This window comes from Bradyrhizobium sp. USDA 4341 (assembly GCF_054063755.1).
Map to the genome: position 1 here is coordinate 4,956,273 of NZ_JBSSGO010000002.1, position 20,487 is coordinate 4,976,759.

General features: G+C 65.3%; 21 protein-coding genes. 10 read left to right on the forward strand and 11 right to left on the reverse strand.

Translation table 11 applies throughout. From position 1 onward, the window contains the following. Positions 1–111: 111 nt before the first annotated feature. The 4 genes from ACVIGB_RS29495 to cobS are packed head-to-tail and all read right to left on the reverse strand — an operon-like array spanning position 112 to position 4,529. Entirely contained in the window at positions 112–1,218 is a 1,107-nt protein-coding gene (locus tag ACVIGB_RS29495) for an esterase-like activity of phytase family protein (RefSeq protein WP_456720008.1), read from the reverse strand. 3 nt (positions 1,219–1,221) lie between these two features. Continuing rightward, a complete protein-coding gene (cobT, locus tag ACVIGB_RS29500; protein ID WP_456720007.1) occupies positions 1,222–3,120 on the reverse strand; it encodes a cobaltochelatase subunit CobT in 1,899 nt (632 codons plus the stop codon). Then, on the reverse strand, positions 3,117–3,527 hold the full coding sequence (locus tag ACVIGB_RS29505) for a GNAT family N-acetyltransferase (RefSeq protein ID WP_456720006.1): 411 nt from the start codon (positions 3,525–3,527) through the stop codon (positions 3,117–3,119). Before ACVIGB_RS29505 ends, cobT begins: the two co-directional genes overlap by 4 nt. A gap of 3 nt (positions 3,528–3,530) precedes the next feature. After that, positions 3,531–4,529 carry a cobaltochelatase subunit CobS gene (gene cobS / locus ACVIGB_RS29510; protein WP_092120091.1) on the reverse strand — a complete coding sequence of 333 codons (999 nt, stop codon included), beginning with the start codon at positions 4,527–4,529 and terminating at the stop codon, positions 3,531–3,533. Positions 4,530–4,819: 290 nt separating this feature from the next. Here cobS and ACVIGB_RS29515 point away from each other — a divergent pair, with 290 nt between their 5' ends. Continuing rightward, on the forward strand, positions 4,820–5,482 hold the full coding sequence (locus ACVIGB_RS29515; RefSeq protein WP_342725133.1) for a DedA family protein: 663 nt from the start codon (positions 4,820–4,822) through the stop codon (positions 5,480–5,482). Here ACVIGB_RS29515 and ACVIGB_RS29520 read toward each other — a convergent pair whose 3' ends face one another. Beyond that, the gene (locus ACVIGB_RS29520) at positions 5,483–6,706 is read right to left on the reverse strand and encodes a citrate/2-methylcitrate synthase (RefSeq protein ID WP_456720005.1); all 1,224 of its coding nucleotides are present in this window, start codon (positions 6,704–6,706) and stop codon (positions 5,483–5,485) included. Between the two features lie 76 nt (positions 6,707–6,782). On the opposite strand from ACVIGB_RS29520, the gene ACVIGB_RS29525 reads away from it, so the two are divergent. After that, the gene (locus tag ACVIGB_RS29525) at positions 6,783–7,877 is read left to right on the forward strand and encodes a citrate synthase/methylcitrate synthase (protein WP_456720004.1); all 1,095 of its coding nucleotides are present in this window, start codon (positions 6,783–6,785) and stop codon (positions 7,875–7,877) included. A 177-nt stretch (positions 7,878–8,054) separates the two neighbouring features. On the opposite strand, the gene ACVIGB_RS29530 is transcribed toward ACVIGB_RS29525, so the two are convergent. Both ACVIGB_RS29530 and ACVIGB_RS29535 read right to left on the reverse strand, forming a co-directional pair. Next, positions 8,055–9,059: an IS30 family transposase gene (locus ACVIGB_RS29530; protein WP_456720003.1), complete on the reverse strand. Its 1,005-nt coding sequence runs from the start codon at positions 9,057–9,059 to the stop codon at positions 8,055–8,057. Positions 9,060–9,217: 158 nt separating this feature from the next. Beyond that, positions 9,218–9,853: a J domain-containing protein gene (locus tag ACVIGB_RS29535; RefSeq protein ID WP_092120102.1), complete on the reverse strand. Its 636-nt coding sequence runs from the start codon at positions 9,851–9,853 to the stop codon at positions 9,218–9,220. A gap of 109 nt (positions 9,854–9,962) precedes the next feature. Between ACVIGB_RS29535 and ACVIGB_RS29540 the strand changes: the two genes are divergently transcribed. Both ACVIGB_RS29540 and ACVIGB_RS29545 read left to right on the forward strand, forming a co-directional pair. After that, complete coding sequence (locus ACVIGB_RS29540) at positions 9,963–10,238, forward strand: BolA family protein (RefSeq protein WP_028338206.1); 276 nt, start codon at positions 9,963–9,965, stop codon at positions 10,236–10,238. 89 nt (positions 10,239–10,327) lie between these two features. Then, positions 10,328–10,816 carry a hypothetical protein gene (locus tag ACVIGB_RS29545; protein ID WP_456720002.1) on the forward strand — a complete coding sequence of 163 codons (489 nt, stop codon included), beginning with the start codon at positions 10,328–10,330 and terminating at the stop codon, positions 10,814–10,816. A 173-nt stretch (positions 10,817–10,989) separates the two neighbouring features. On the opposite strand, the gene ACVIGB_RS29550 is transcribed toward ACVIGB_RS29545, so the two are convergent. Genes ACVIGB_RS29550 through ACVIGB_RS29560 form a run of 3 tightly spaced genes read right to left on the reverse strand, consistent with a single transcriptional unit; the run spans position 10,990 to position 14,088 of the window. Beyond that, a complete protein-coding gene (locus ACVIGB_RS29550; RefSeq protein ID WP_092120105.1) occupies positions 10,990–12,300 on the reverse strand; it encodes an HlyC/CorC family transporter in 1,311 nt (436 codons plus the stop codon). 16 nt (positions 12,301–12,316) lie between these two features. Continuing rightward, positions 12,317–13,459, reverse strand: a complete 1,143-nt coding sequence (gene aroB, locus ACVIGB_RS29555; protein WP_456720001.1) for a 3-dehydroquinate synthase — start codon at positions 13,457–13,459, stop codon at positions 12,317–12,319. Next, entirely contained in the window at positions 13,456–14,088 is a 633-nt protein-coding gene (locus ACVIGB_RS29560) for a shikimate kinase (RefSeq protein ID WP_456720000.1), read from the reverse strand. Before ACVIGB_RS29560 ends, aroB begins: the two co-directional genes overlap by 4 nt. A gap of 145 nt (positions 14,089–14,233) precedes the next feature. On the opposite strand from ACVIGB_RS29560, the gene ACVIGB_RS29565 reads away from it, so the two are divergent. From ACVIGB_RS29565 to ACVIGB_RS29585, 5 genes are all read left to right on the forward strand, one after another. Further along, complete coding sequence (locus ACVIGB_RS29565) at positions 14,234–14,380, forward strand: hypothetical protein (RefSeq protein WP_050405944.1); 147 nt, start codon at positions 14,234–14,236, stop codon at positions 14,378–14,380. Between the two features lie 16 nt (positions 14,381–14,396). After that, a complete protein-coding gene (gene xerD, locus ACVIGB_RS29570; RefSeq protein WP_456719999.1) occupies positions 14,397–15,404 on the forward strand; it encodes a site-specific tyrosine recombinase XerD in 1,008 nt (335 codons plus the stop codon). 291 nt (positions 15,405–15,695) lie between these two features. Next, positions 15,696–16,658, forward strand: coding sequence for an acetyl-CoA carboxylase carboxyltransferase subunit alpha (locus tag ACVIGB_RS29575; protein ID WP_092120116.1), 963 nt, complete (start codon positions 15,696–15,698; stop codon positions 16,656–16,658). A 229-nt stretch (positions 16,659–16,887) separates the two neighbouring features. Next, positions 16,888–18,345, forward strand: coding sequence for a L,D-transpeptidase family protein (locus ACVIGB_RS29580; RefSeq protein WP_456719998.1), 1,458 nt, complete (start codon positions 16,888–16,890; stop codon positions 18,343–18,345). A 367-nt stretch (positions 18,346–18,712) separates the two neighbouring features. After that, positions 18,713–19,108, forward strand: a complete 396-nt coding sequence (locus ACVIGB_RS29585) for a nuclear transport factor 2 family protein (protein WP_456719997.1) — start codon at positions 18,713–18,715, stop codon at positions 19,106–19,108. A gap of 33 nt (positions 19,109–19,141) precedes the next feature. On the opposite strand, the gene ACVIGB_RS29590 is transcribed toward ACVIGB_RS29585, so the two are convergent. Beyond that, positions 19,142–19,372 (reverse strand): hypothetical protein, encoded by a 231-nt coding sequence (locus ACVIGB_RS29590; protein ID WP_420968173.1) that lies wholly within the window; start codon positions 19,370–19,372, stop codon positions 19,142–19,144. Between the two features lie 498 nt (positions 19,373–19,870). Here ACVIGB_RS29590 and ACVIGB_RS29595 point away from each other — a divergent pair, with 498 nt between their 5' ends. Then, positions 19,871–20,440 carry a phosphatase PAP2 family protein gene (locus ACVIGB_RS29595; RefSeq protein ID WP_456719996.1) on the forward strand — a complete coding sequence of 190 codons (570 nt, stop codon included), beginning with the start codon at positions 19,871–19,873 and terminating at the stop codon, positions 20,438–20,440. The last annotated feature ends 47 nt before the right edge of the window (positions 20,441–20,487 follow it).

Consider the following 20,487-nt stretch of genomic DNA (forward strand, 5'->3'; position numbering starts at 1 on the left):
GAAAGGGCCACCATAAGATAGAGGCGGCCGCCGCGATCACCAACTGCCGCCGTCGCCGAACGGGCCGGGGCAGATCAGCAATGCGATAACGGTGGCCCGCAGGCCGGCGCCTCAGTCCACAAGCGTGAATTGCAGCAGCAAATTGCGCTGGATCAGGGAGAAATTGTCGTCGGAGATCATGGTCAGCACGGTCTCGCCCTCCGCCGTGACATGGGCGTCGATGCCTTCCATGTTGTCGATCTCGTTGCCGAGATCGGCATTGAAGATCGCCGGACCATCGACGACGGCGCCGGGCGCGATATCAGACAAAGCGAGGCGGCGGATGCGAATGCCGGCGCCGCCGAGCCAGGAGAATTTCCGCTCGAGGATCAGCAGATCGCCCGACGGCAGCAGGACCGCGTCGCTGATGTCGAAGTTCTCGGTGCGGCGGACGCTGAACTGGCCCGGCGTCTTGCCGCCGACCAGGAAGGCGATCAGGTTGCCGCCGGCATCGAGCCCGCGTTCGGAAAGCGCGATCAGCGTACCGGCCAGCGGCTGGCTCGCCGGTGTGGCTTTGGGCATGACCTTAGGCACGAAGACGAGCGCCTCGAGCCCCTTGTTGATGGGCAGCTTGCGCGCCGCCGTGGGCAGCGGCACCACCTCGCCGCGCGCGCGGGTGAAGCCCTTGGCGAAATCGTAGCGCAGCACCTGGTTGACCCGCTCGAGCCCGACATAGGCAATGGAGCCGTCGAGCGCGAGCGATTCCGAATCATACCAGCCGCGGGTGGCGGTGATCGGTTTGCCGTGGGCGTCGAGCAGTGGCGCCGCCTCGACATCGTCGAGCCCGGCCATCTCCCGGCCGCGATAGACGATGCGGCCGGTGAACCAGGTGCCCTGGTCGCTGACCGCGATGAAGCGCTCGCCTTTGGCATCGAGCCGCAGCGCGGACAGGCCGCCGAAGCCGGAGAATGACGAGGTCAGGATCAGGCCGCTGCGATATTCCAGCGCGCCAAACCGCACCCGCGCGCGATCGCGGATATCGAACGACGGCAGCGGCCGTGCGTTGACCTCAACCGCTGCGGGTTCGTCGACGCGGTGACGGCCCGGCCTGCCGGGCGGTCCCGGCGTCAGCGCCGGCTGGCTCGCGCCTTGTGCCTGCGCGAGGCGCGGCAATGCCGCGGCCGACAGCCCCGCCGCCACATCTCTCAGGAAATGGCGGCGGCTAACGGGTGAGCGCATGTCTCACGAGTGGAGGCGGCGCCGCGTGCCCGGTGCGGGTGCCGAGCCGTGGGTCTCGCTGAACAGCTCGGCGAGCTTTTCGGTGATGGCGCCGCCAAGCTCTTCTGCATCCACGATGGTGACGGCGCGGCGATAATAACGCGTCACGTCATGACCGATGCCGATCGCAATCAGCTCGACCGGCGAGCGGGTCTCGATCTCCTCGATGATGTGGCGCAGGTGCCGCTCGAGATAGTTGCCGGGATTGACCGACAACGTGGAATCGTCGACCGGCGCGCCGTCGGAAATCATCATCAGGATGCGGCGCTGCTCAGGACGCGCGAGCAAGCGCTTGTGCGCCCAGTCGAGCGCCTCGCCGTCGATGTTCTCCTTGAGCAGGCCCTCGCGCATCATCAGGCCGAGATTCTTGCGCGCGCGACGCCACGGTGCGTCGGCCGACTTGTAGATGATGTGGCGCAGATCGTTGAGGCGGCCGGGATTAGCCGGCTTGCCTGCGGCAAGCCACGCCTCGCGCGCCTGCCCGCCCTTCCAGGCGCGGGTGGTGAAGCCCAGGATCTCGACCTTGACGCCGCAGCGCTCCAGCGTGCGCGCCAGGATGTCGGCGCAGGTGGCGGCAACCGTGATCGGACGACCGCGCATCGAGCCGGAGTTGTCCAGCAGCAGCGTCACCACAGTGTCGCGGAAGGTCGCCTCCTTCTCGTGCATGAAGGACAGCGGATGATAGGGATCGGTGACGACGCGCGACAGCCGCGCCGGATCGAGGATGCCTTCCTCGAGATCGAAATCCCAGGCGCGGTTCTGCTGCGCCATCAGGCGGCGCTGCAGGCGGTTGGCGAGCCGCGCCACGATGCCCTGCAGATGTGCGAGCTGCTTGTCGAGATAGGAGCGCAGCCGCTCGAGCTCGTCGTGATCGCAGAGATCTTCCGCGGCGATCACCTCGTCGAACTTCGGCGCAAACGCGTGATATTCCGGACCACGCGGCTCGTTCTGGCCGCGCGAATTCGGCCGGGTCGCCTCGCCCGGCGTCTCGTCGTCGCCGAGCTCGCCGTCGTCGAACGTGTCTGACGTGGAGGCCTGCGCGCTCTCCATCGCGCTTTCGCTCATCTCTTCCGCGCTCGTCTGGGCCTGGTCGGCGCTCATCTCCTGCGCGGCGTCGGAATCGGGCGAACCCTCGGCACCGGACTGATCGTTCTCGCCGTCCTGGTTCTCGTCCTGGTCATCGTCGTCGTCGGAATCCATGTTGCGGTCGTCGCCGAGATCGAGCGCCGACAGCAGATCATGGACCATGTCACCGAACCTCGCCTGGTCCTCGGTGAAACGGCTGAGCTGGTCGAGCCGCGAGCCGATCTTGTCCTCCAGCGTCGGACGCCAGAGATCGACCATCTTCTTGGCGGCCGCGGGCGGCGCCATGCCGGTCAGGCGTTCGCGCACCAGCATCGCCAGCGCATCCGACAGCGGCGCATCGGCGCGGTCGGTGATCTCGTCATACTTGCCGCGGTGGAAATGATCGTCGAGCATCGCGGTGAGGTTCTTTGCAACGCCGGCCATCCGGCGCGAGCCGATCGCCTCGACACGCGCCTGCTCGACCGCCTCGAACACGCCGCGCGCCTGCGGATTGCCCGGCATCAGCTTGCGATGCACCTTGGGATCGTGACAGGCGATCTTGAGCGCGATCGAGTCGGCGTGGCCGCGCACGATCGCCGCATCGCGCTTGGTCATCTTGCGCGCCGGCTCCGGCAGCCGCGCCTTGCCGGGCGCAAGCCCCGGCCGCTCGGCGGCAAAGGTGACCTCGAGCTCCGGCTTCTTGGCGATCGCCTTCAGGCACGCCGACACCGAGCGCTTGAACGGCTCGGTCGGCGCTTCCTTCGATCCGGGACGGAATTTGATATTGGAGGTTGTCATAGCGATTTCGTAAACCAGTGGCGCGTGACGCCGCCGGGATACCCCTCAATCGAACCGAACTCTTTATATCCATTGGCGCGGTAGAAGCCCGGCGCCTGGAAGCTCATCGTATCCAGATAGGATCGCGTCGCTCCGAAACGCCGCGCCTCGTCTTCGATCGCGTTGATCAGCTTCGCGCCAAAGCCCTTGTTGCGAAACTTCTGCTCCATCCAGAACAGCTGGATGAACAACACCGCGGTCCAGACCTCGCCGACGATGCCGCCGACGATCTCGTCGCCTTGCCGCAGCGAGATGGCGAAGCGCTTGTACTTCTGCTTCCCCATCTTCTCGTGGTTGTAGCGGAGCAATCCGCCGAGCACTGCTTTCTTCGTCTGTGTGACTGTGCGCTCGACGGAGATTTTCGGCATGGACTAGCTGAGCGCCACGTTGACCGAGGATTCCGGCAACTCGACGTTGAAGCAGCGCTGGTAGAACTCGGCGACCAGCGGCCGCTCCAGCTCGTCACACTTGTTGAGGAAGGTGACGCGGAACGCGAAGCCGATGTCGTTGAAGATGTCGGCGTTCTCGGCCCAGGTGATCACCGTGCGCGGGCTCATCACCGTCGACAGGTCGCCATTGGCGAACGCGTTGCGGGTGAGATCCGCCAGCCGCACCATCTTGTTGACGATGTCGCGGCCCTCCTGGGTGCGATAGTGCTTCGCCTTCGCCAGCACGATCTCCACTTCCTCGTCATGGGCGAGGTAGTTCAGCGTGGTGACGATCGACCAGCGGTCCATCTGGCCCTGGTTGATCTGCTGGGTGCCGTGATAGAGGCCCGAAGTGTCGCCGAGGCCGACCGTGTTGGCGGTCGAGAACAGGCGGAACGCCGGGTGCGGCTTGATTACCTTGTTCTGGTCGAGCAGCGTCAGGCGGCCGGAGACTTCCAGCACGCGCTGAATCACGAACATCACGTCCGGACGGCCGGCATCGTATTCGTCGAACACCAGCGCGATGTTGTGCTGCAGCGCCCAGGGCAGGATGCCGTCGCGGAATTCCGTGACCTGCTTGCCCTCCTTGACCACGATGGCATCCTTGCCGACGAGATCGATACGGCTGATATGGCTGTCGAGGTTGACGCGCACGCAGGGCCAGTTGAGGCGGGCCGCAACCTGCTCGATGTGAGTCGATTTGCCGGTGCCGTGATAGCCGGTGACCATCACGCGGCGGTTCCTGGCAAAACCGGCGAGGATCGCGAGCGTGGTGGCGCGGTCGAAGCGATAGTCGCTGTCGACTTCCGGCACATGCGGATCGACTGCGGAATAGGCGGGAACTTCCAGATCGCTATCGATCCCGAAGACCTGCCGAACCGACACCTTCATGTCGGGCAACCCGACGGGTTCTTGCGCTTTGGTCTGGACGGCCGTCGTCATTCATCCTCCGAGGTCCCGGGCATTCCCGAAACCAGATTTAGGTCATTTGGCTGCGGATGGGGTGCTACGCACAAGCCTAGCAGAGAGCATCGGCCGGCAGAAGCCCACGGGCAAATCAAAGTTCCGTTGTTGTATCATAAAGATAGGCGCGAAACTCGGTTTTTGGAAGGCTGCTCTGCAAATCCCGCCGTACTTTCGCCGCAGCGCCACGGCGGCTTGTCCGCAGGCACTTTTCAGCCCGGCGGGGAGTTGTTAGCTCTCGGACCTGTTTCACCGCACCCAGGGATTCTGTGACTTCATTCCTCGACCCATTGATCGCGTTCGTTTCGGCCCATGCTTGGCTCGCCTATCTGACGTTGTTTCTGGCCGCCCTGCTGGAAGCTGTCCCGGTGGTCGGCTCCCTGGTGCCGGGCTCGACCATCATCCTGGCGCTGAGCGCGCTGGTCCCGGGCGGCGAATTGAAGCTCGTGCCGGTGCTCGCCGCCGCGGCCGCCGGCGCGATGCTCGGCGACGGCACGGCCTATCTGATCGGCCATCGCAGCCAGCGCGAGATCCTGTCGGCCTGGCCGCTCTCCAATTACCCGCGCGTGGTCGCGCAGAGCGAGGCCTTCTTCAACCGCTGGGGCGTGCTCGCGGTGTTCTTCGCCCGCTTCGTGCCGCCGATTCGCGCCTTTGTGCCGATCACCGCCGGCGCGCTCGACATGCCGCCGGCGCGCTTCTACGCGATCAACATCCCCGCGATCCTGCTCTGGGCACCGGCGCATGTGTTGCCCGGCGTGCTCGCCGTCACCGCGCTGCACGACTATGCCGGCCTGCCGCATCATCAACATGTCGGCAAGCACCTGTGGATGTTCGCGGTCGCGGGCGCCGCCGTCATCCTGTCGCTGGCGATCTGGACCATCCGCCGCCGGCATGGCGGCGGACTGATCGAACCGGCCAAGCCGGCGAAATAGCTAGAGGCTGCTGGTGGTCCCGCCACGCCCGGGCGCCGGCCCGACATAACGCGCGCGGGGCCGAATCAGCTTGCCGAGCTGAAGCTGCTCACTGGCATGCGCGATCCAGCCGACGCTGCGGGCCATCGCAAACAGCGCGAGCTCGCTCCCCGCCGGCATTCGCAGCGCATGCACCAGCACCGCCAGCGCGTAGTCGATGTTGACGAACTCGCCGGTTGCTTCCGCGATCCTATCAGGCACTTCCCTGGTGAATTTGCGCGGCGCGCCGGCCCGCGTCAGCGCCTCGAGCAGCGAGATCGCGCGCGGATCGCCCTTCTTGTAGACCCCGTGCCCGAAGCCGGCGAAGCGCTCGCCGAGCGCAACCCGCTCGCGGACCACAGGCGCAACGTCATTGTCGATCATGGTCTTGACCAGGCGCGAGGCGAGCACGCCGGCACCGCCATGCATCGGCCCCTTCAGCGCGACGAGACCCGCAATCACCGAGTCGTACAGATTGAGCCCGGTCGATGCCGCGCAGCGCGCCGTGAAGGTCGAGGCGTTCAATTCGTGATCCGCGAGCAGCACCAGCGCGCGGCGAATCAGGTCGGGCGCGTGCTTGTTGTCCGGTGTCCAGACCCGCGCCACCTGCTCATGCAGCGGCTCGGCCGATGGCACGGCGTTCAGCATGGTCGCAACCAGCAGCCGCAGGATGCGCCCGCCGACCATCGCGCGGCCATCGGGCGCGCGGGTGAAGGCGCCGGGATCGGCACTCGCCGCCAGCGCCAGCACGGCGACCGTGCGGTCGATCGGCTGGGCGCGGCGCGCGGCCTCGGCGATCGCGCGCATTTCATCCGAGACATACGGGCAATTGTCCGACGCGAACGGATCGACGCCGGTGACGTCCCACAGCAGCGTCGCGGTGTGCTCCAGCGTGTCGCGCTGGGCGAGATCGACGCAGTTCACGCCGCGATAGATCGGGCCCTGCTCGGTGATGGTCGCGATCGCCGAATCCATCACGGGCAAGTCGGCATCGAAATTGCGAAAGCCGCGCGGCTCCGGTGACGGCACGCGGCGCTCCTTCAACCCCCTGATGTCCTCGGCGCGGTAGCGGTGGCTGCGCGAGTCCGGCGACGGCTCGGAGCGGATCAGGCCGCGGCTGACATAGGCGTAAAGCGTCGCCGGCGAGATCGCGAGCTCCGCGGCGGCCTCGCGGGCGGAGAGGTAAAGCTCGGCGGATTTTTTCATATTGATTTATATAATCAAGATTGATCAACTCGTCGAGAGGCCCGACCTTCAAGGTGTGAAGCAAGGAGATCGGGCCATGAACATGATTCTCACCAAGAGCCAGATCGGTCTGGACGGCGTTCCCGCCGCCGAGACCGTGTTGAGCCATGTCGACGGCGAGCGCGGCGAGTTGATCATCGCCGGCGAGCACGTCGCCAACCTCGCGGACAAGTCGAGCTTCGAGGGCGTCACGGCGCGGCTGTGGAACGGCGCCACCGGCAAGTCGCTGAGCGAAGCCAATGTCCGCGCCAGCCTCGGCGCCGCCCGCGAACGCGCCTTTGCGCGGCTGCCGGACCTGCTGCCGGCGACGCGCGGCATGTCGATCGTCGACGGCTTCCGGGCCGCGATCGCAGGCCTCCGCGGCGAGAACGGGCTGGAGCACGAGGCGACCATCGTCGGCGCCTTCCCGGTGATCGCGGGCGCCCTGGTGCAGCACGCCAAGGGACATGCCCCGATCGCGCCGGACCCGAACGCCAGCCACGCCGCCGACACGCTGCGGATGCTGCGGGGGCGCAAAGTCGAGCCGCGCGAGGTCACAGCCCTCGATGCCTATTTCGTCACCGTCTGCGACCACGGCATGAATGCGTCGACCTTCACCACGCGGGTGATCGCATCGACCCAGGCCGATCTGTTCGCGGCGATCACCGGCGGCTACTGCGCGCTGACCGGTCCGCTGCATGGCGGCGCGCCGGAGCCGGTGCTGGAGATGCTGGATGCGATCGGCACGCGCGAGCGTATCAAGCCCTGGGTCGACGGCGCGCTGGCGCATGGCGAACGGCTGATGGGCTTTGGTCATCGCGTCTATCGCGTGCGTGACCCGCGCGCCGATGTGCTGAAGGTCGCGATCGAGCGCCTGGAGGCCAGCGGCGCCGACCTGCCGTTTGCCGGCGAGGTCGAGGCCTATGTCCGCGCAGCCCTGCGCAAGAAGAACCCGGAGCGGCCGCTCGAGACCAATGTCGAGTTCTTCACCGCGATCCTGCTCGATGGGCTGGAAATCCCGCGGCAGGCGTTCACGCCGATCTTTGCGGTGGCCCGCGCCGCCGGCTGGACTGCGCACGCGCTGGAGCAGCGGCGCACCGGACGGTTGATCCGGCCGAGCTCGTCCTATGTCGGCGCAGTGCCGAAGGGTTAAGTGACAAGCGAACAAACCGTAGCCCGGATGGAGCGCAGCGAAATCCGGGAACGGCGTGACCGCGGATAGAGGGGTCCCGGATTGCGCTTCGCTTCATCCGGGCTACAAAACTGCATCGTCGGACGATGGCGGACCCACAGATTCCGCCGTCGTCCCTGCGAAAGCAGGGAGATGGAGTCACGTTTGAAGTGCAACGATTGATTTGAGTTTGGAGAATGCCTCGGCGGGTGTCTTGAAGTCCAGGCATTTGCGTGGGGTATCGTTAAGGCGCTGAGCGAGGCGCCTGAGGGCGGCTGCCGTGATGAACTTGAGGTCAGTTTTGCGTGGCAGAGAGCGTCGTAAGCGCCCGATGGAGTTTTCCACGCCGCCTTTTTGCCAGGGACTATGGGGATCGCAGAAGAAGGTTTGGACGCCGAGGGCGTTGTGAAGCCTGTGATGCTCGGCGAACTCGGTTCCGTTGTCGAAGCTGATGGTTTTACGGATCGCCTGTGGAAGCTTGCCAAGTTGACGGGCGATGGTCCGAGCGGTGAGGACAGCTTTCCGATCGAGTGGATGCAGCACGATGCTGAAGCGAGTTTGTCGCTCGTGGAGAACCAGCAATCCTTGGCCATATCGCGCGAACAGCATGAAGTCGGCTTCCCAATGACCCGGCGTCCCGCGGCCTTTGACCTCGGAGGGTCGTTCATCGATCGAGCGCCGTTGTTTAATGAAGCTGGCAGGGCTGCCGCCTGGGCGTCGCCGGCGCCCTCGTCTGAGTTTATGGCACGGCAGCAGGCGGTGCCAGTAATCCTTCTGGGCCGTACGATGATAGATGAAACGATAGATTGACTCGTGGCTGATCATGACGCGACCATGTTCTCGCGCCAGTCGACCAGCGATCTGCTCCGGCGAATGTCCCATCGCAAGGCTTTTGCCGACGCAGTCCCGCAGGGCCGGCTGGCGCGCCAGCTTGAAGCGGCCATCCTGCCGTCGCCGACGTTCGGCCAATTGTTGAGCCCGGACAGGTTCGTAACCGCCCTTCCAGACCTTGGTAGGCCGCGAGTTGCGCTCCAGCTCCCGACTTATCGTCGACGTCGCGCGGTCAAGCGCAGACGCAATATCGTTTTGAGATTTACCGCCTGCATGCAGGCGGTAAATCTCAACGCGCTCTTCAAGGCTGAGCTGGCCATAACATTGTCCCATCGCCACAACACCCTAGCAGGTGTTGCACTTGTGTCGTGAACCCAAGGGACCCATACGCCGCGGCCTATCAATCGGGCGATGGGTTAGACATCTCGTAAACGCAATAACCGCCGGTGGTTATGGGCCCCTGCTTTCGCCGGGGCGACGGAGGCAAGACTTCAGGCCTCGCGCACCACGGTCTTCAGATAATTGTACGCCTTGATGATCTCGATCAGGCGATCCTCGGTGGAGCGGTCGCCGCCGTTGGCGTCGGGATGGTGCTGCTTCACCAGCGCCTTGTACTTCGACTTGACGTCTTCGAGCGTCGCGCCGGCGCCGAGCCCCATCACCAGCAGCGCCTTGCGCTCGGCGTTCATGACCTTGCGGGTCTCGGGCTTGGGCTCTGCGCCACCCGGTCCGGGACGCCAGCGGCCGCGGCCGTTGAGCTCGGAGAACACGTGGAACGGATCGGAGGCGGCGTCGAGCCCGCTCTCCTTCTTGCCGTTGTTGGCGCCCATCTTCCAGGTCGGACGGTGGCCGGTCAGCGCGTCCTTCTGGTAGCGCGCGACGTCGTCAGGATTCATGCCCTGGAAGAAATTGTAGGACTGGTTGTACTCACGGACGTGATCAAGACAGAAGTGCCAATACTCGCGCGAATTCTCGCGGCCCTTCGGGGCGCGGTGCGCGCCCTTGTTCTGGCAACCCGCCCACTCGCAGGCGACGGCCTGCTCGCCGGCCTGCGCCTGGCGCTTCGCACTCACCTTGGTCGGCTTGATGCGAATGGAGTCGAAGAATTTTGATGAATCGATCGGCATGTTCTCTTTGACTACGCAATGCACAAATCTTCAAGTCTTGACATTGCGCAGACCTCGTTTCCCGCTTGCACCATTGACGAAAAGCCGTCGCGGACCTAACTCCGCCGCCATGAGCACCAAAGACGCTATCATAAACAAGTTGCGTGAAGCTTTCTTGCCCGAAAGCCTCGACGTGGTCGACGAGTCACATCTGCATGAGGGCCACGCCGGCCACAGGCCAGGCGGCGAGACGCATTTCAGGGTATATATTGTGTCTCCGGCCTTCGAAGGGAAGAGCCGGATCGAACGCCATCGCATGATAAATGCGACGCTGGCGCAGGAACTCGCCGGCTCGGTGCACGCGCTGGCGATCCACGCCCACGGCCCCGGGGAAAAGCCACGGTAGCTCGCGCTTGGCTCAAGACGAAGCAGTGGTTTTCCGTTATTGAGAACAAGACTCCCGGCGATGGACCCGCTCCATGTCTGAGCAGGCAAATGACGGACCGCATCGCCACGCTTGATATGGGGCCATTGATGATCCCTTGCTGGCCACGTTTCCGGTCGATTGTCGCCGCCGCCGGCCTGCTCCTGATCTGCGCGATGCGCCCGGCCTCGGCGCTGGATATGCCGAGCCCGTTCGTCCAGGAGGTGCTGATCAAGAGCATCCTGGTCTCGCTCAACGATGCGGTGGCCGCGAACAATTTCGCCGTGTTCCACTCCAAGATCTCAAAGCCGTTCCGCGACCAGTTTTCGCCGGACAAGCTGAAGACGATCTTCAAGGATCTGGTCGACAAGCATGCGGTGTTCGACGCCGTGGTCGCCAAGCCGATCGTCCTCGATGAGGACGCCAAGATCGACGACAAGGGCGTGTTGCGGCTCAAGGGCCATTTCGACACCACGCCCAAGCAGGTGAAGTATCAACTCGGCTTCATCCCCTCCGACGGCGCGTGGAAGCTGTCGGGCATCTCGATCGATATCGAGTAGCATTCGGAACAATCGCCAGACCCGTCATCCTGAGGCGCGAGCCCTTGCGAGCCTCGAAGGATGCACGGCCCGGGCGGTGGCCGTCGACCCTTCGAGACGCCGCTTCGCGGCTCCTCCAGCGACAACGGCAAAGCCGTTGTGCGGGGGTGACGGTTGCGTTCGCCCTACCAGGACTAGAACGCCGTCCCTGCCCGCTTCGGCTTCTTCTCGTCGAGCTCGGCGGCCTCGCGCGGGACCGCGACGATGCGCAGCGCGGTGATGCGGTTGCGCTCGCGGCGGAGCACGCGGAAGCGGAAGCCGTGGAAGGTGAAGCTCTGGCCGCGATCGGGAATCGACCGCGCCTCGTGGATCACGAGGCCGGCAACCGTGGTCGCCTCCTCGTCCGGCAGGCGCCAGTCCATCGCGCGGTTGAGGTCGCGGATCGGCACCGAGCCGTCGACCACGACCGAGCCGTCCGGCTGGGCGCGCACGCCGGCGACCACCACATCGTGCTCGTCGGAGATGTCGCCGACGATCTCCTCCAGGATGTCCTCCAGCGTCACCATGCCTTCGACCTCGCCATACTCGTCGACCACCAGGGCGAAGTGGGTCTTGCGGCGGCGGAACGCCTTCAGCTGCTCGGAGACCGGGCGCATCTCCGGCACGAACCAGGGCGGCAGCGCGATCGCCGAGGCATCGATCGCGGACATGTCGCCCTCATTGGCGCGCATCGCGCGCAGCAGATCCTTGGCGTGGAGCACGCCGACGATGTTCTCCGGCTTCTCGCGCCACAGCGGGATGCGGGTGTATTCGCTCGCCAGCACCTCGCGCACCAGTTCCTCGGGCGGCAGGTCGGCGTTGACCATGGTCATCTCGGTACGATGGACCATCACGTCGGAGACCTGCAGCTCGCTGAGGTCGAGCAACCCGCCGAGCATGTCGCGGTCCTGTTTCTCGACCTTGCCTTCGTGATGCAGCAGATCGACCGCGCCGCGCAGGCGTTCGGTCGGCGACAGGATGGCCTGGTGCGCGCCGATCTTGATGCCGAGCAGCCGCATCAGGGCGCGGACGATCCCTTCAATGATGGTGAGAAGCGGCCCGAGCACGAACACCGTCAGCCGCATCGGCCGGGCCACCAGCAGCGATACCCGGTCCGGCGCGTTGATGGCGACGGTCTTGGGCAGCACTTCTGCGAAGATCACCACCAGCACCGTCATCACACCGGTGGCATAAAGCACGCCGACATCGCCGAACCAGGCGGTGAAGATGCCGGTAGCGAGCGCGGAGGCGCCGATATTGGCGATATTGTTGCCGAGCAGCAGCGCGCCGATCATCCGCTCGCGCATCGCGATCAGGCTCGAGACCACCGTGGCCTCGCTGTTGCCCTGCTTCGACAGCCGCAACATGCTGGCGCGCGAGGCGCCGGTCAGCGCTGTCTCACTCGCCGAGAAGAAGGCGGAGACGAGCAGACAGAGCAGCACGATCGAGAAGGTTAACCAGCCCACTGGCTTGATCCGTGGTTTAGGCCTTCAGCTTGGCTTGCAGGAAGTCGCGCACCGGCTGAGGCTCGACATTGTTGGCAATCACGGCGCGGCCGACCGCCTCCAGCAGGATGAAGGTGAGCTTGCCGCGCTTGACCTTCTTGTCCTGCGCCATCAGCGCCAACAGAGCGTCGGCATCGGCAAGCCCTTCCTGCTTGAAGCCTGCGATATCCTGCAGGCGCGTCGGCAATCCTACCGCGGAAAGATGACGCGCGATGCGGGCCGCATCGTCAGGTGAAATCATGCCGAGCTGCGCGGAGAATTCCGCCGCGAGCACCATGCCGACCGAGACGCCCTCGCCATGGAACAGGCGGTCGGAGAAGCCGGTCGCGGCTTCGAGCGCATGGCCGAAGGTGTGACCGAGATTGAGCAGCGCACGCTCGCCGGTCTCGCGCTCGTCCCGGGAGACGATGGCGGCCTTGGCGCGGCAGGAGGTCGCAATCGCGTGCTCGCGCCCCGCGCCGCCCGAGAAAATGTCGGCGTGGCTCTTTTCGAGCCAGGCGAAGAAGGCCTCGTCACCGAGGATGCCATATTTCGCGACCTCGGCGTAGCCGGCGCGGAACTGGCGCGGCGACAGCGTGTCGAGCACCGAGGTGTCGGCAATCACCAGCACCGGCTGGTGGAACGCGCCGATCAGGTTCTTGCCCTGCGGCGAGTTGATGCCGGTCTTGCCGCCGACGGAGGAATCGACCTGCGCCAGCAGCGAAGTCGGCACCTGCACGAAATCGACGCCGCGGCGCAGGATCGCAGCCGCGAAGCCGGCGAGGTCGCCAACCACGCCGCCGCCGAGCGCGATCACCAGATCGTTGCGCTCGATCTTCGCCGCGATCAGCGCTTCGCTGACCTGCGTCAGCGTGGCGTAGCTCTTCGAGCCCTCGCCCTCCTCGACAACGACCCGCGATGTCGGCACGCCCGCGGCGGCCAGCGACGCCTCGGCCGGCTCCAGCCAGTGTTTTGCGACGGTGCGATCGGTGACAACAGCAGTCCGCACGCCGGGCCGCAGCGCCGCGACGCGATCGCCCAGCGAGGCCAGCACGTCGCGGCCGATGACGATGTCGTAGGCGCGATCGCCGAGCGCGACGTCGACGATAACGGAGGCGGAGTGTTTCAAGGGCGCGGTCATGAGGTCGGGTTCAATCCATCAGATGGTGGCTCGCCGGCCGGACGCACGCCGCACAGATGCGCATGCAGGGCCTCGAGGCATTCGTCGACGATGCGGTCGTGCGGCACGTCGCGTGAGGCAATCGTCAGATCGGCGTTCTGGTAGACCGGCTCGCGCTCGCTGATCAGCCGGTTGACGGTCGCCTCGGGATCGGCGGTCTGCAGCAGCGGACGATCGGCGCGGCGGCGGACCCGGCGCATGATGATATCACTGTCGGCCTTGAGCCAGATTGAAACGGCGCGGTCGCGGATCCGGTTGCGGGTTTCCTCACGCATGAAGGCGCCGCCACCGGTCGCCAGCACGACCGAGCCGTTGTCGAGGATGCGGGCGATCACCCGCGCCTCGCCGTCGCGGAAATAAGCCTCGCCGTATTCCTGGAAGATTTCCGGAATCGTCATCCGGTGAGCCGTCTCGATCTCGGTGTCGGCGTCGGTGAATGGCAATTGCAGCCGTACCGCCATCCGCCGGCCGATGGTCGACTTGCCGGCCCCCATCATGCCAACCAGCACGATCGACCGCGTCCCCAGGGCGGCCGTGATATCGGCCTCCAGGGTCGGGTGGGTGGGCGCCGGGACGGCTGCGTCGGACATCAAAAAGCTCGGATATTCGGACGAATTGTTCAGAATTCGAGCCACGTATACTACCCCCGGCGACACCGTTACCAGCGACTCTTGCAACCGCGCGGGGAACATGTTGGATGATTTCATTGGTTAATTCGCCGCCTGAGTCGCCTCCATGCCCAGCCTGTTCCGCTTCCTGACGGTCGTCGCCGTGATTTTCGGGATCGGCTACGGCATCGTCTTCGCGCTGGCCAATTTCGTGCACCCGAAACCACGGGAAATGAGCGTGACCATCCCGCCGGATAAGTTCCTCAAGAAATAGGCGCTATGATTCTGGCATGCCCGCTGCTGCCAAAGCTCCTGTGAAGACACCCGCCAAGACCCAAGCCAGGACCCCTGCCAGGTCCTCCGACGCCAAGCTGACCGCGTTGTTCCTCGACATGCTCGCCGCGGAGCAGGGCGCCGGCGTCAACACGCTTGACGCCTACCGGCGCGACCTCACCGATTTCTCCGATTACCTCGCCCACGCCGGCGCCGATTTCACCAGCGCCGACACCGAGGCGCTGCGCGGCTATCTCGCCGATCTGGACACGCGCGGCTTCAAATCGACCAGCGTGGCGCGGCGGCTGTCGGCGATGCGGCATCTCTATCGCTTCCTGCTCAACGAGCGGATCCGCGGCGACGACCCGGCCGCGATCCTGTCCGGCCCGAAGCGTGGCCGCGGCCTGCCCAAGGTGCTGTCGATTGCGGACGTCGACCGGATGCTGACCCGCGCCAAGGAGCTGACCCAGACCGACGTCTCGCCGGCCCAGCGGCTGCGCGCGCTGCGGCTGTATTGCCTGCTCGAGGTGCTCTACGCCACCGGGCTGCGCGTCTCCGAGCTGGTGTCGCTGCCGGTCTCGGCCGCGCGGCGCGACGCGCGGATGATCGTGGTGCGCGGCAAGGGCAACAAGGAGCGGCTGGTGCCGCTCAACGACGCCTCGCGCCAGGCGATGGCGGATTACCTCGCGGCGCTGGAGGTGATGCAGCCGAAGGCGAAGAAAGCAGCGCCATCGAAATGGCTGTTTCCCTCCTCCGGCGAGAGCGGCCACCTGACCCGGCAGCATTTCGCGCGCGACCTGAAGGAGCTCGCGGCAGCCTCCGGTCTCGCGCCGCGGCTGGTCTCCCCGCACGTGCTGCGCCACGCCTTCGCGAGCCACCTGCTGCACAATGGCGCGGACCTGCGCATCGTGCAGACCCTGCTCGGCCATACCGACATCTCGACCACCCAGATCTACACCCATGTGGTCGAGGAGCGGCTGAAGAGCCTGGTCCGCGACCTGCATCCGCTGGCGGAGAAATCGTAGGTATCCGTAGCCCGGATGTAGCGCAGCGAAATCCGGGGACATCCCGTCCGCGGGTCGACTTGCCCCGGATTGCGCTTCGCTCCATCCGGGCTACAAGCGTCGGCGACATCGATACCTTCACCTGATCCGCCTTGACTTCCGCGTCGTCTCCGCAGAAAGAGCGTCACCTGCCTGCGATCCCGAAGCGTGCATTCCGCCCGAATGCGCGTTAACCGATTGAAGTTACAAAACTTCTCTTGCCACCGCCAAAACCGCTTCGCCCCTCGCATTGTTCCTCCCTATATTGAGTTGATGCCCGACCCGATGCGCAGCTATCTCGACTTCGAAAAACCCGTCGCCGAGCTTGAATCCAAGATCGACGAGTTGCGTGCGCTTGCCGCGAGCGGCAGCGACATCGGCGACGAGGTCGCGCGGATCGAGGACAAGGCGGCGCAGGCCCTCACCGACCTCTATGCCAATCTCACGCCGTGGCAGAAGACACTGGTGGCACGGCATCCGCAGCGGCCGCACTTCACCGATTTCATTGGCGGTCTGATCACCGAATTCACCCCAATGGCCGGCGACCGCAAATTCGCCGACGACGAGGCCCTGATCGGCGGCTTCGGCCGTTTCCGCGGCGAGAGCATCTGCGTGGTCGGCCAGGAGAAGGGCGCTACCACCGACACCCGCATCAAGCACAATTTCGGCATGGCGCGTCCCGAGGGCTACCGCAAGGCGGTGCGCCTGATGGAGATGGCCGACCGCTTCGGCGTCCCGGTGCTGTCGATCGTCGATTCCGCCGGCGCCTATCCCGGCATCGGCGCCGAGGAGCGCGGCCAGGCCGAGGCGATCGCGCGCTCGATCGACGCCTGCCTGTCGCTCGGTGTGCCCAATGTCGCGATCGTCACCGGCGAAGGCATGTCGGGCGGCGCCATCGCCATCACCACCGCCAACCGCGTGCTGATGATGGAGCACGCGATCTACAGCGTGATCTCGCCGGAGGCGGCGTCCTCGATCCTGTGGCGCGACGGCACCAAGGCGCAGGAAGCCGCCAACAGCATGAAGATCACCGCCCAGGACATGCTGCGCTTCGGCGTGATCGACCAGATCCTGAAGGAACCCTCCGGCGGCGCTCATCGCGACCCCGCCGCGATGATCACGACCCTGGGCGACGCCATCGCCCAGGCGTTCAACGACCTACGAAATCTTGATCCGGACGCGATTCGCAAACAGCGGCGCCAGAAGTTCCTGGATATCGGCCGCAAGCTGGGCTGAGCCGCCCAAACGGGCGGATTTTTCGACCAAATCAGCCGATTTTGCCGTAATTGGGCCCCGAGCCGGGTCTTTAACGTTCCTTGAACCATGCCTGCTACCGTGAGCGGTGTCAGCCTCCGTTCAGGTTGCGAGCAGGGGGCGTCGAAGGCTAATATTTTACACAATGGCTTCAGGGCATATTCGCCGTGTTGGGGTCGCGAAAATCGCCCGGTGGGTGTGGAGCTCGGACTTGACTCATCGCACGCTCGTACGCGCGCTTCTGACTTCGGCGGTCCTCGCCGCGGGTGTCATGCTCGCCGGCTGTGACAGCGACCAGATCTCGCTCGCCCAGAACGCCAAGGCCAACCAGCCGGTCCCGCCGAAGCTCGTCGCTGCCATGACCGAGAAGGACATGGACATGCAGTCGCCGATCCTGGTGCGGCTGTTCAAGCAGGAGGCCGAGCTCGAAGTCTGGAAGCAGACCCGCTCCGGCCAGTTCGCGCTGCTCAAGACCTATCCGATCTGCCGCTGGTCGGGCGATCTCGGCCCGAAGGTCCGTGAGGGCGACCGCCAGGCCCCCGAAGGATTCTACTCGATCAACCCGAGCCAGATGAATCCGCAGTCGGCCTATTATTTGTCGTTCAACACCGGCTATCCCAACGGGTTCGACAAGGCGCTCGGCCGCACCGGCTCGCAGCTGATGGTGCATGGCGACTGTTCCTCGCGCGGCTGCTACGCAATGACCGACGAGCAGATCGCGGAAATCTATTCGCTCGGCCGCGAGTCGTTCTTCGGCGGCCAGAAGGCGTTCCAGCTGCAGGCCTATCCGTTCCGGATGACGCCGGTGAACATGGCCAAGCACCGCAACAATCCGAACATGCCTTTCTGGAAAATGATCAAGGAAGGCTATGATCATTTCGAAGTGACGAAGCAGGAGCCGAGGGTCGACTTCTGCGAGAAGAAGTACGTGTTCGACGCCGTCAAAGCCCCTAACGCAACGCGCGATCCGGTGTTCGACGCCTCCGCGAAGTGCCCGGCCTATGTGATCCCCGAGGAGATCGCGAGCGCCGTGCGCGAGAAGGAGCAGCAGGACGCCGTCGAGACCACCAAGCTGGTGTCCAAGGGCACGCCCGTGGCGCGCCTCAACACCGGCATCGACGGCGGCATGAACGCGATCTTCGCCTCCAAGATTCCCGAAGGAAACACCGGTCTGTCCGAAGGCGGCGACAGCCAGGCGCTGCAATCGATGTCGCTGGCGCGCGCGCCCGGCACGATCCCCGGCACGGTCAATCCGCCCAAACCCAATCTCGCGGTCCAGCAGGACGAGCCGGTCGTCGCGACGACGTCGTCGACCGCCCGCGTTGCCTCGGCGAGCGCGTCCGACAAATCCGAAGGTTTCTTCTCGAGCTTTGCCCAGAAGGTCGGCATCGGTGGCACCGCCGACGCCAGCAAGACCACCGCGCCGCCGCCGGCTCCTGTCGCTGCCGCACCGGCCAAGCCGAAGGTCGCCGAGGGCAAGCCGCAATCGGTGGTTCGCGTCGCCCCGAAGGCCGAGCCGAAGCAGGCCGCCAAGCCCGCGCCGAAGCCCCAGGTCACCAACACCGCCGCAGCCGCGCCGGCCCCCGCGGCATCGTCGACCCAGCTCGCCGGCTCCGCGCCTGTCGTGCAGACCAACTCGTTCGACACCCGCTTCTCCGCGGTGAAGTAAGCGCGGGCGGTTTGCGCCGCGGCGCTCGTCGTCTCCAATCAGCGCTTCGAACAGCACAAGGTGTCGTCCCTGCGAAAGCAGGGACCCATAGCCACCGGGCCGTGTTGTTGAAGCGCGCTGTGGCCACGGCTTTTCAAGGCAATTCGCATTCGTGGTTATGGGTCCCGGCTCAAGGCCGGGACCACATCGAATTTGTTGCTCGGCCAGTGGGACGCAATGGATTCCGGGCTCTCGCTTCGCGCCCCCGGAATGACAACAGGAGACAGACGGTCAGCCCGCATCGACATGTTCTGCCACCATATTCCTCTTGCCAATTGCGCGCGGACAATCGTCAGATGATGCACGCGGTCACAGCCGGGAGATTGCGATGGATGATCGAACCGTGCGGGCGGCGCTGGAGCGCCATTGGGAGGCGTCGGACGCGAGCGATTTCGAGCGCGAGCATGAGATCTACCGCGAGGATGCAGTGCTCGACTATCCGCAATCGGGCGAGCGAATCCGCGGCCGGCGTAACATTCAGCAGAGCCGGACGGTGCAGCCGAACAAGAAACGCTTCACGATCCAGCGCATGATCGGCGGCGGCGATCTCTGGCTCACCGAGTTCGTGCTGACCTATGACGGCATCCCGTCCTACACGGTGAGCATCATGGAATTTCGTGACGGGCTGGTCGTCCACGAAACGCAGTACTTCGCCGACCGGTTTGAGCCATCACCGTCGCGCGCGCATCTTGTCGAGCGCGTGGGCGAGACGCCGTCGCGCTAGGCTGACGACGAGACCTGCGACCGCACCGGCTGATTACATGCCGTGGCTCTCAAAGACCTTCTTGCAGCTTGAGCTCAGACTGGCCCGCTTCATCTGAAGGCAGCTCTGCACGGCGCCGTCATTGCCGAGGTCCTTGCGGCAGAAGCGCTGTGCATCGCGCGAGCACGCGGATTGCTCCGACTTGGTGCCGGAATGCTGTGCCAGCGCGGCACCGCTGCTCATCACGGCAACAGCACAAAGGGTTATGATCGAAAGATAACGCATTGGTGAATTCCTCCCGCGGCCCAACGGCAGCCCGGGCTCTTCGTTCCCAGGGAACCCGGATTCCTCACGACTTCGGCTGCGGGTCCTCAAGCCCCTTGCCGGGGTCTTCCAGATGCCCGGTACGAGCCAGGTCAACGGCAGCGCTGAAAGACCGGATCGGCAAACCGCTTGCGGGAGCGCCGCTCGAACTCATCCTGCGACAGTCGGACGGGCGGCATCCACTTGCGAATGTCCGGCTCCGTCATCGACACCTCTCCCTAACGGCGATCGTCGCGCTCCGTGTCGATCGCGCTTGACGCGCAAGGTCTCCGATACAGGGTCGGGTCGAGGCGCGCTGAAGGATCGAACTGCAGTTGGCTCCTTCGTGGACCTCCCCCACACGACCGATTAGGACCTATGCCGCGGTTGGCGCGTTGGAAAGGAACCCGGCTTTGGAGGACCATGCGTACCGCAGCCGAACTTCGAGCACGCCGCCGTCGACGCGCGCCAATCTTTCCGATGGCAGTTCGCCCGACCGCGGCGGACGCCATGATCGCGCGTGCGATCGCCCGCAACACCGCGCCTGCTCCGGAAGAGATTGCCCGCGCGCTGACGTGGGGCGCCGACGAAAAGGTCCTGCTTGTCCTCGCTGCCGCCGGCTGGCTCGCCTCGCGCGGGCGCGGCGCCTCTCTTGAGCGCGCCGGCAATCATGCGCTGCTGGTGACGGTCGCGGCGTCGCTGCTGCCGCACGGCCTGAAGCTGCTGTTCAACCAGACCCGCCCGGATCGCCTGACCGTCATTGGTCACGTCCACGGCATCTCGGTCTCGGGCAAGCGCGACGACGCCTTTCCATCCGGCCACGCGCTGCATATGGGCGCGCTGGCGTCGGCGGCAGCAACACTGCCCGCCCGAACGCGCCGCGCTATCCAGGCAGTCGCGATCGGTCTTTCACTGACGCGTGTTGCCGTTCTCGCACACTGGACCAGCGACGTGATCGCGGGCTTCGCGCTGGGAGCGGTTCTTGAGCGGCTCCTGCGCTTGTGGACCGGTTATCCGGGCGACGATCCGCGGCGAAGCAAGGCGCAATGATCGAATGCGTCATCCGCTTCTTGCTGGGTGGGGCTGCGGCATGTCCG

Bases quoted from the DNA above. Each gene is read 5' to 3' on its own strand.
- ACVIGB_RS29560 (WP_456720000.1), bottom strand. From the start codon at position 14,088: ATGTCCGACGCAGCCGTCCCGGCGCCCACCCACCCGACCCTGGAGGCC.
- ACVIGB_RS29585 (WP_456719997.1), top strand. From the start codon at position 18,713: ATGGATGATCGAACCGTGCGGGCGGCGCTGGAGCGCCATTGGGAGGCG.
- ACVIGB_RS29520 (WP_456720005.1), bottom strand. From the start codon at position 6,706: ATGAAAAAATCCGCCGAGCTTTACCTCTCCGCCCGCGAGGCCGCCGCG.
- ACVIGB_RS29575 (WP_092120116.1), top strand. From the start codon at position 15,696: ATGCCCGACCCGATGCGCAGCTATCTCGACTTCGAAAAACCCGTCGCC.
- xerD (WP_456719999.1), top strand. From the start codon at position 14,397: ATGCCCGCTGCTGCCAAAGCTCCTGTGAAGACACCCGCCAAGACCCAA.
- ACVIGB_RS29590 (WP_420968173.1), bottom strand. From the start codon at position 19,372: ATGCGTTATCTTTCGATCATAACCCTTTGTGCTGTTGCCGTGATGAGC.
- ACVIGB_RS29540 (WP_028338206.1), top strand. From the start codon at position 9,963: ATGAGCACCAAAGACGCTATCATAAACAAGTTGCGTGAAGCTTTCTTG.
- ACVIGB_RS29530 (WP_456720003.1), bottom strand. From the start codon at position 9,059: ATGGGACAATGTTATGGCCAGCTCAGCCTTGAAGAGCGCGTTGAGATT.
- ACVIGB_RS29595 (WP_456719996.1), top strand. From the start codon at position 19,871: ATGGCAGTTCGCCCGACCGCGGCGGACGCCATGATCGCGCGTGCGATC.
- ACVIGB_RS29535 (WP_092120102.1), bottom strand. From the start codon at position 9,853: ATGCCGATCGATTCATCAAAATTCTTCGACTCCATTCGCATCAAGCCG.
- ACVIGB_RS29495 (WP_456720008.1), bottom strand. From the start codon at position 1,218: ATGCGCTCACCCGTTAGCCGCCGCCATTTCCTGAGAGATGTGGCGGCG.
- cobS (WP_092120091.1), bottom strand. From the start codon at position 4,529: ATGACGACGGCCGTCCAGACCAAAGCGCAAGAACCCGTCGGGTTGCCC.
- aroB (WP_456720001.1), bottom strand. From the start codon at position 13,459: ATGACCGCGCCCTTGAAACACTCCGCCTCCGTTATCGTCGACGTCGCG.
- ACVIGB_RS29505 (WP_456720006.1), bottom strand. From the start codon at position 3,527: ATGCCGAAAATCTCCGTCGAGCGCACAGTCACACAGACGAAGAAAGCA.
- ACVIGB_RS29525 (WP_456720004.1), top strand. From the start codon at position 6,783: ATGAACATGATTCTCACCAAGAGCCAGATCGGTCTGGACGGCGTTCCC.
- cobT (WP_456720007.1), bottom strand. From the start codon at position 3,120: ATGACAACCTCCAATATCAAATTCCGTCCCGGATCGAAGGAAGCGCCG.
- ACVIGB_RS29565 (WP_050405944.1), top strand. From the start codon at position 14,234: ATGCCCAGCCTGTTCCGCTTCCTGACGGTCGTCGCCGTGATTTTCGGG.
- ACVIGB_RS29545 (WP_456720002.1), top strand. From the start codon at position 10,328: ATGACGGACCGCATCGCCACGCTTGATATGGGGCCATTGATGATCCCT.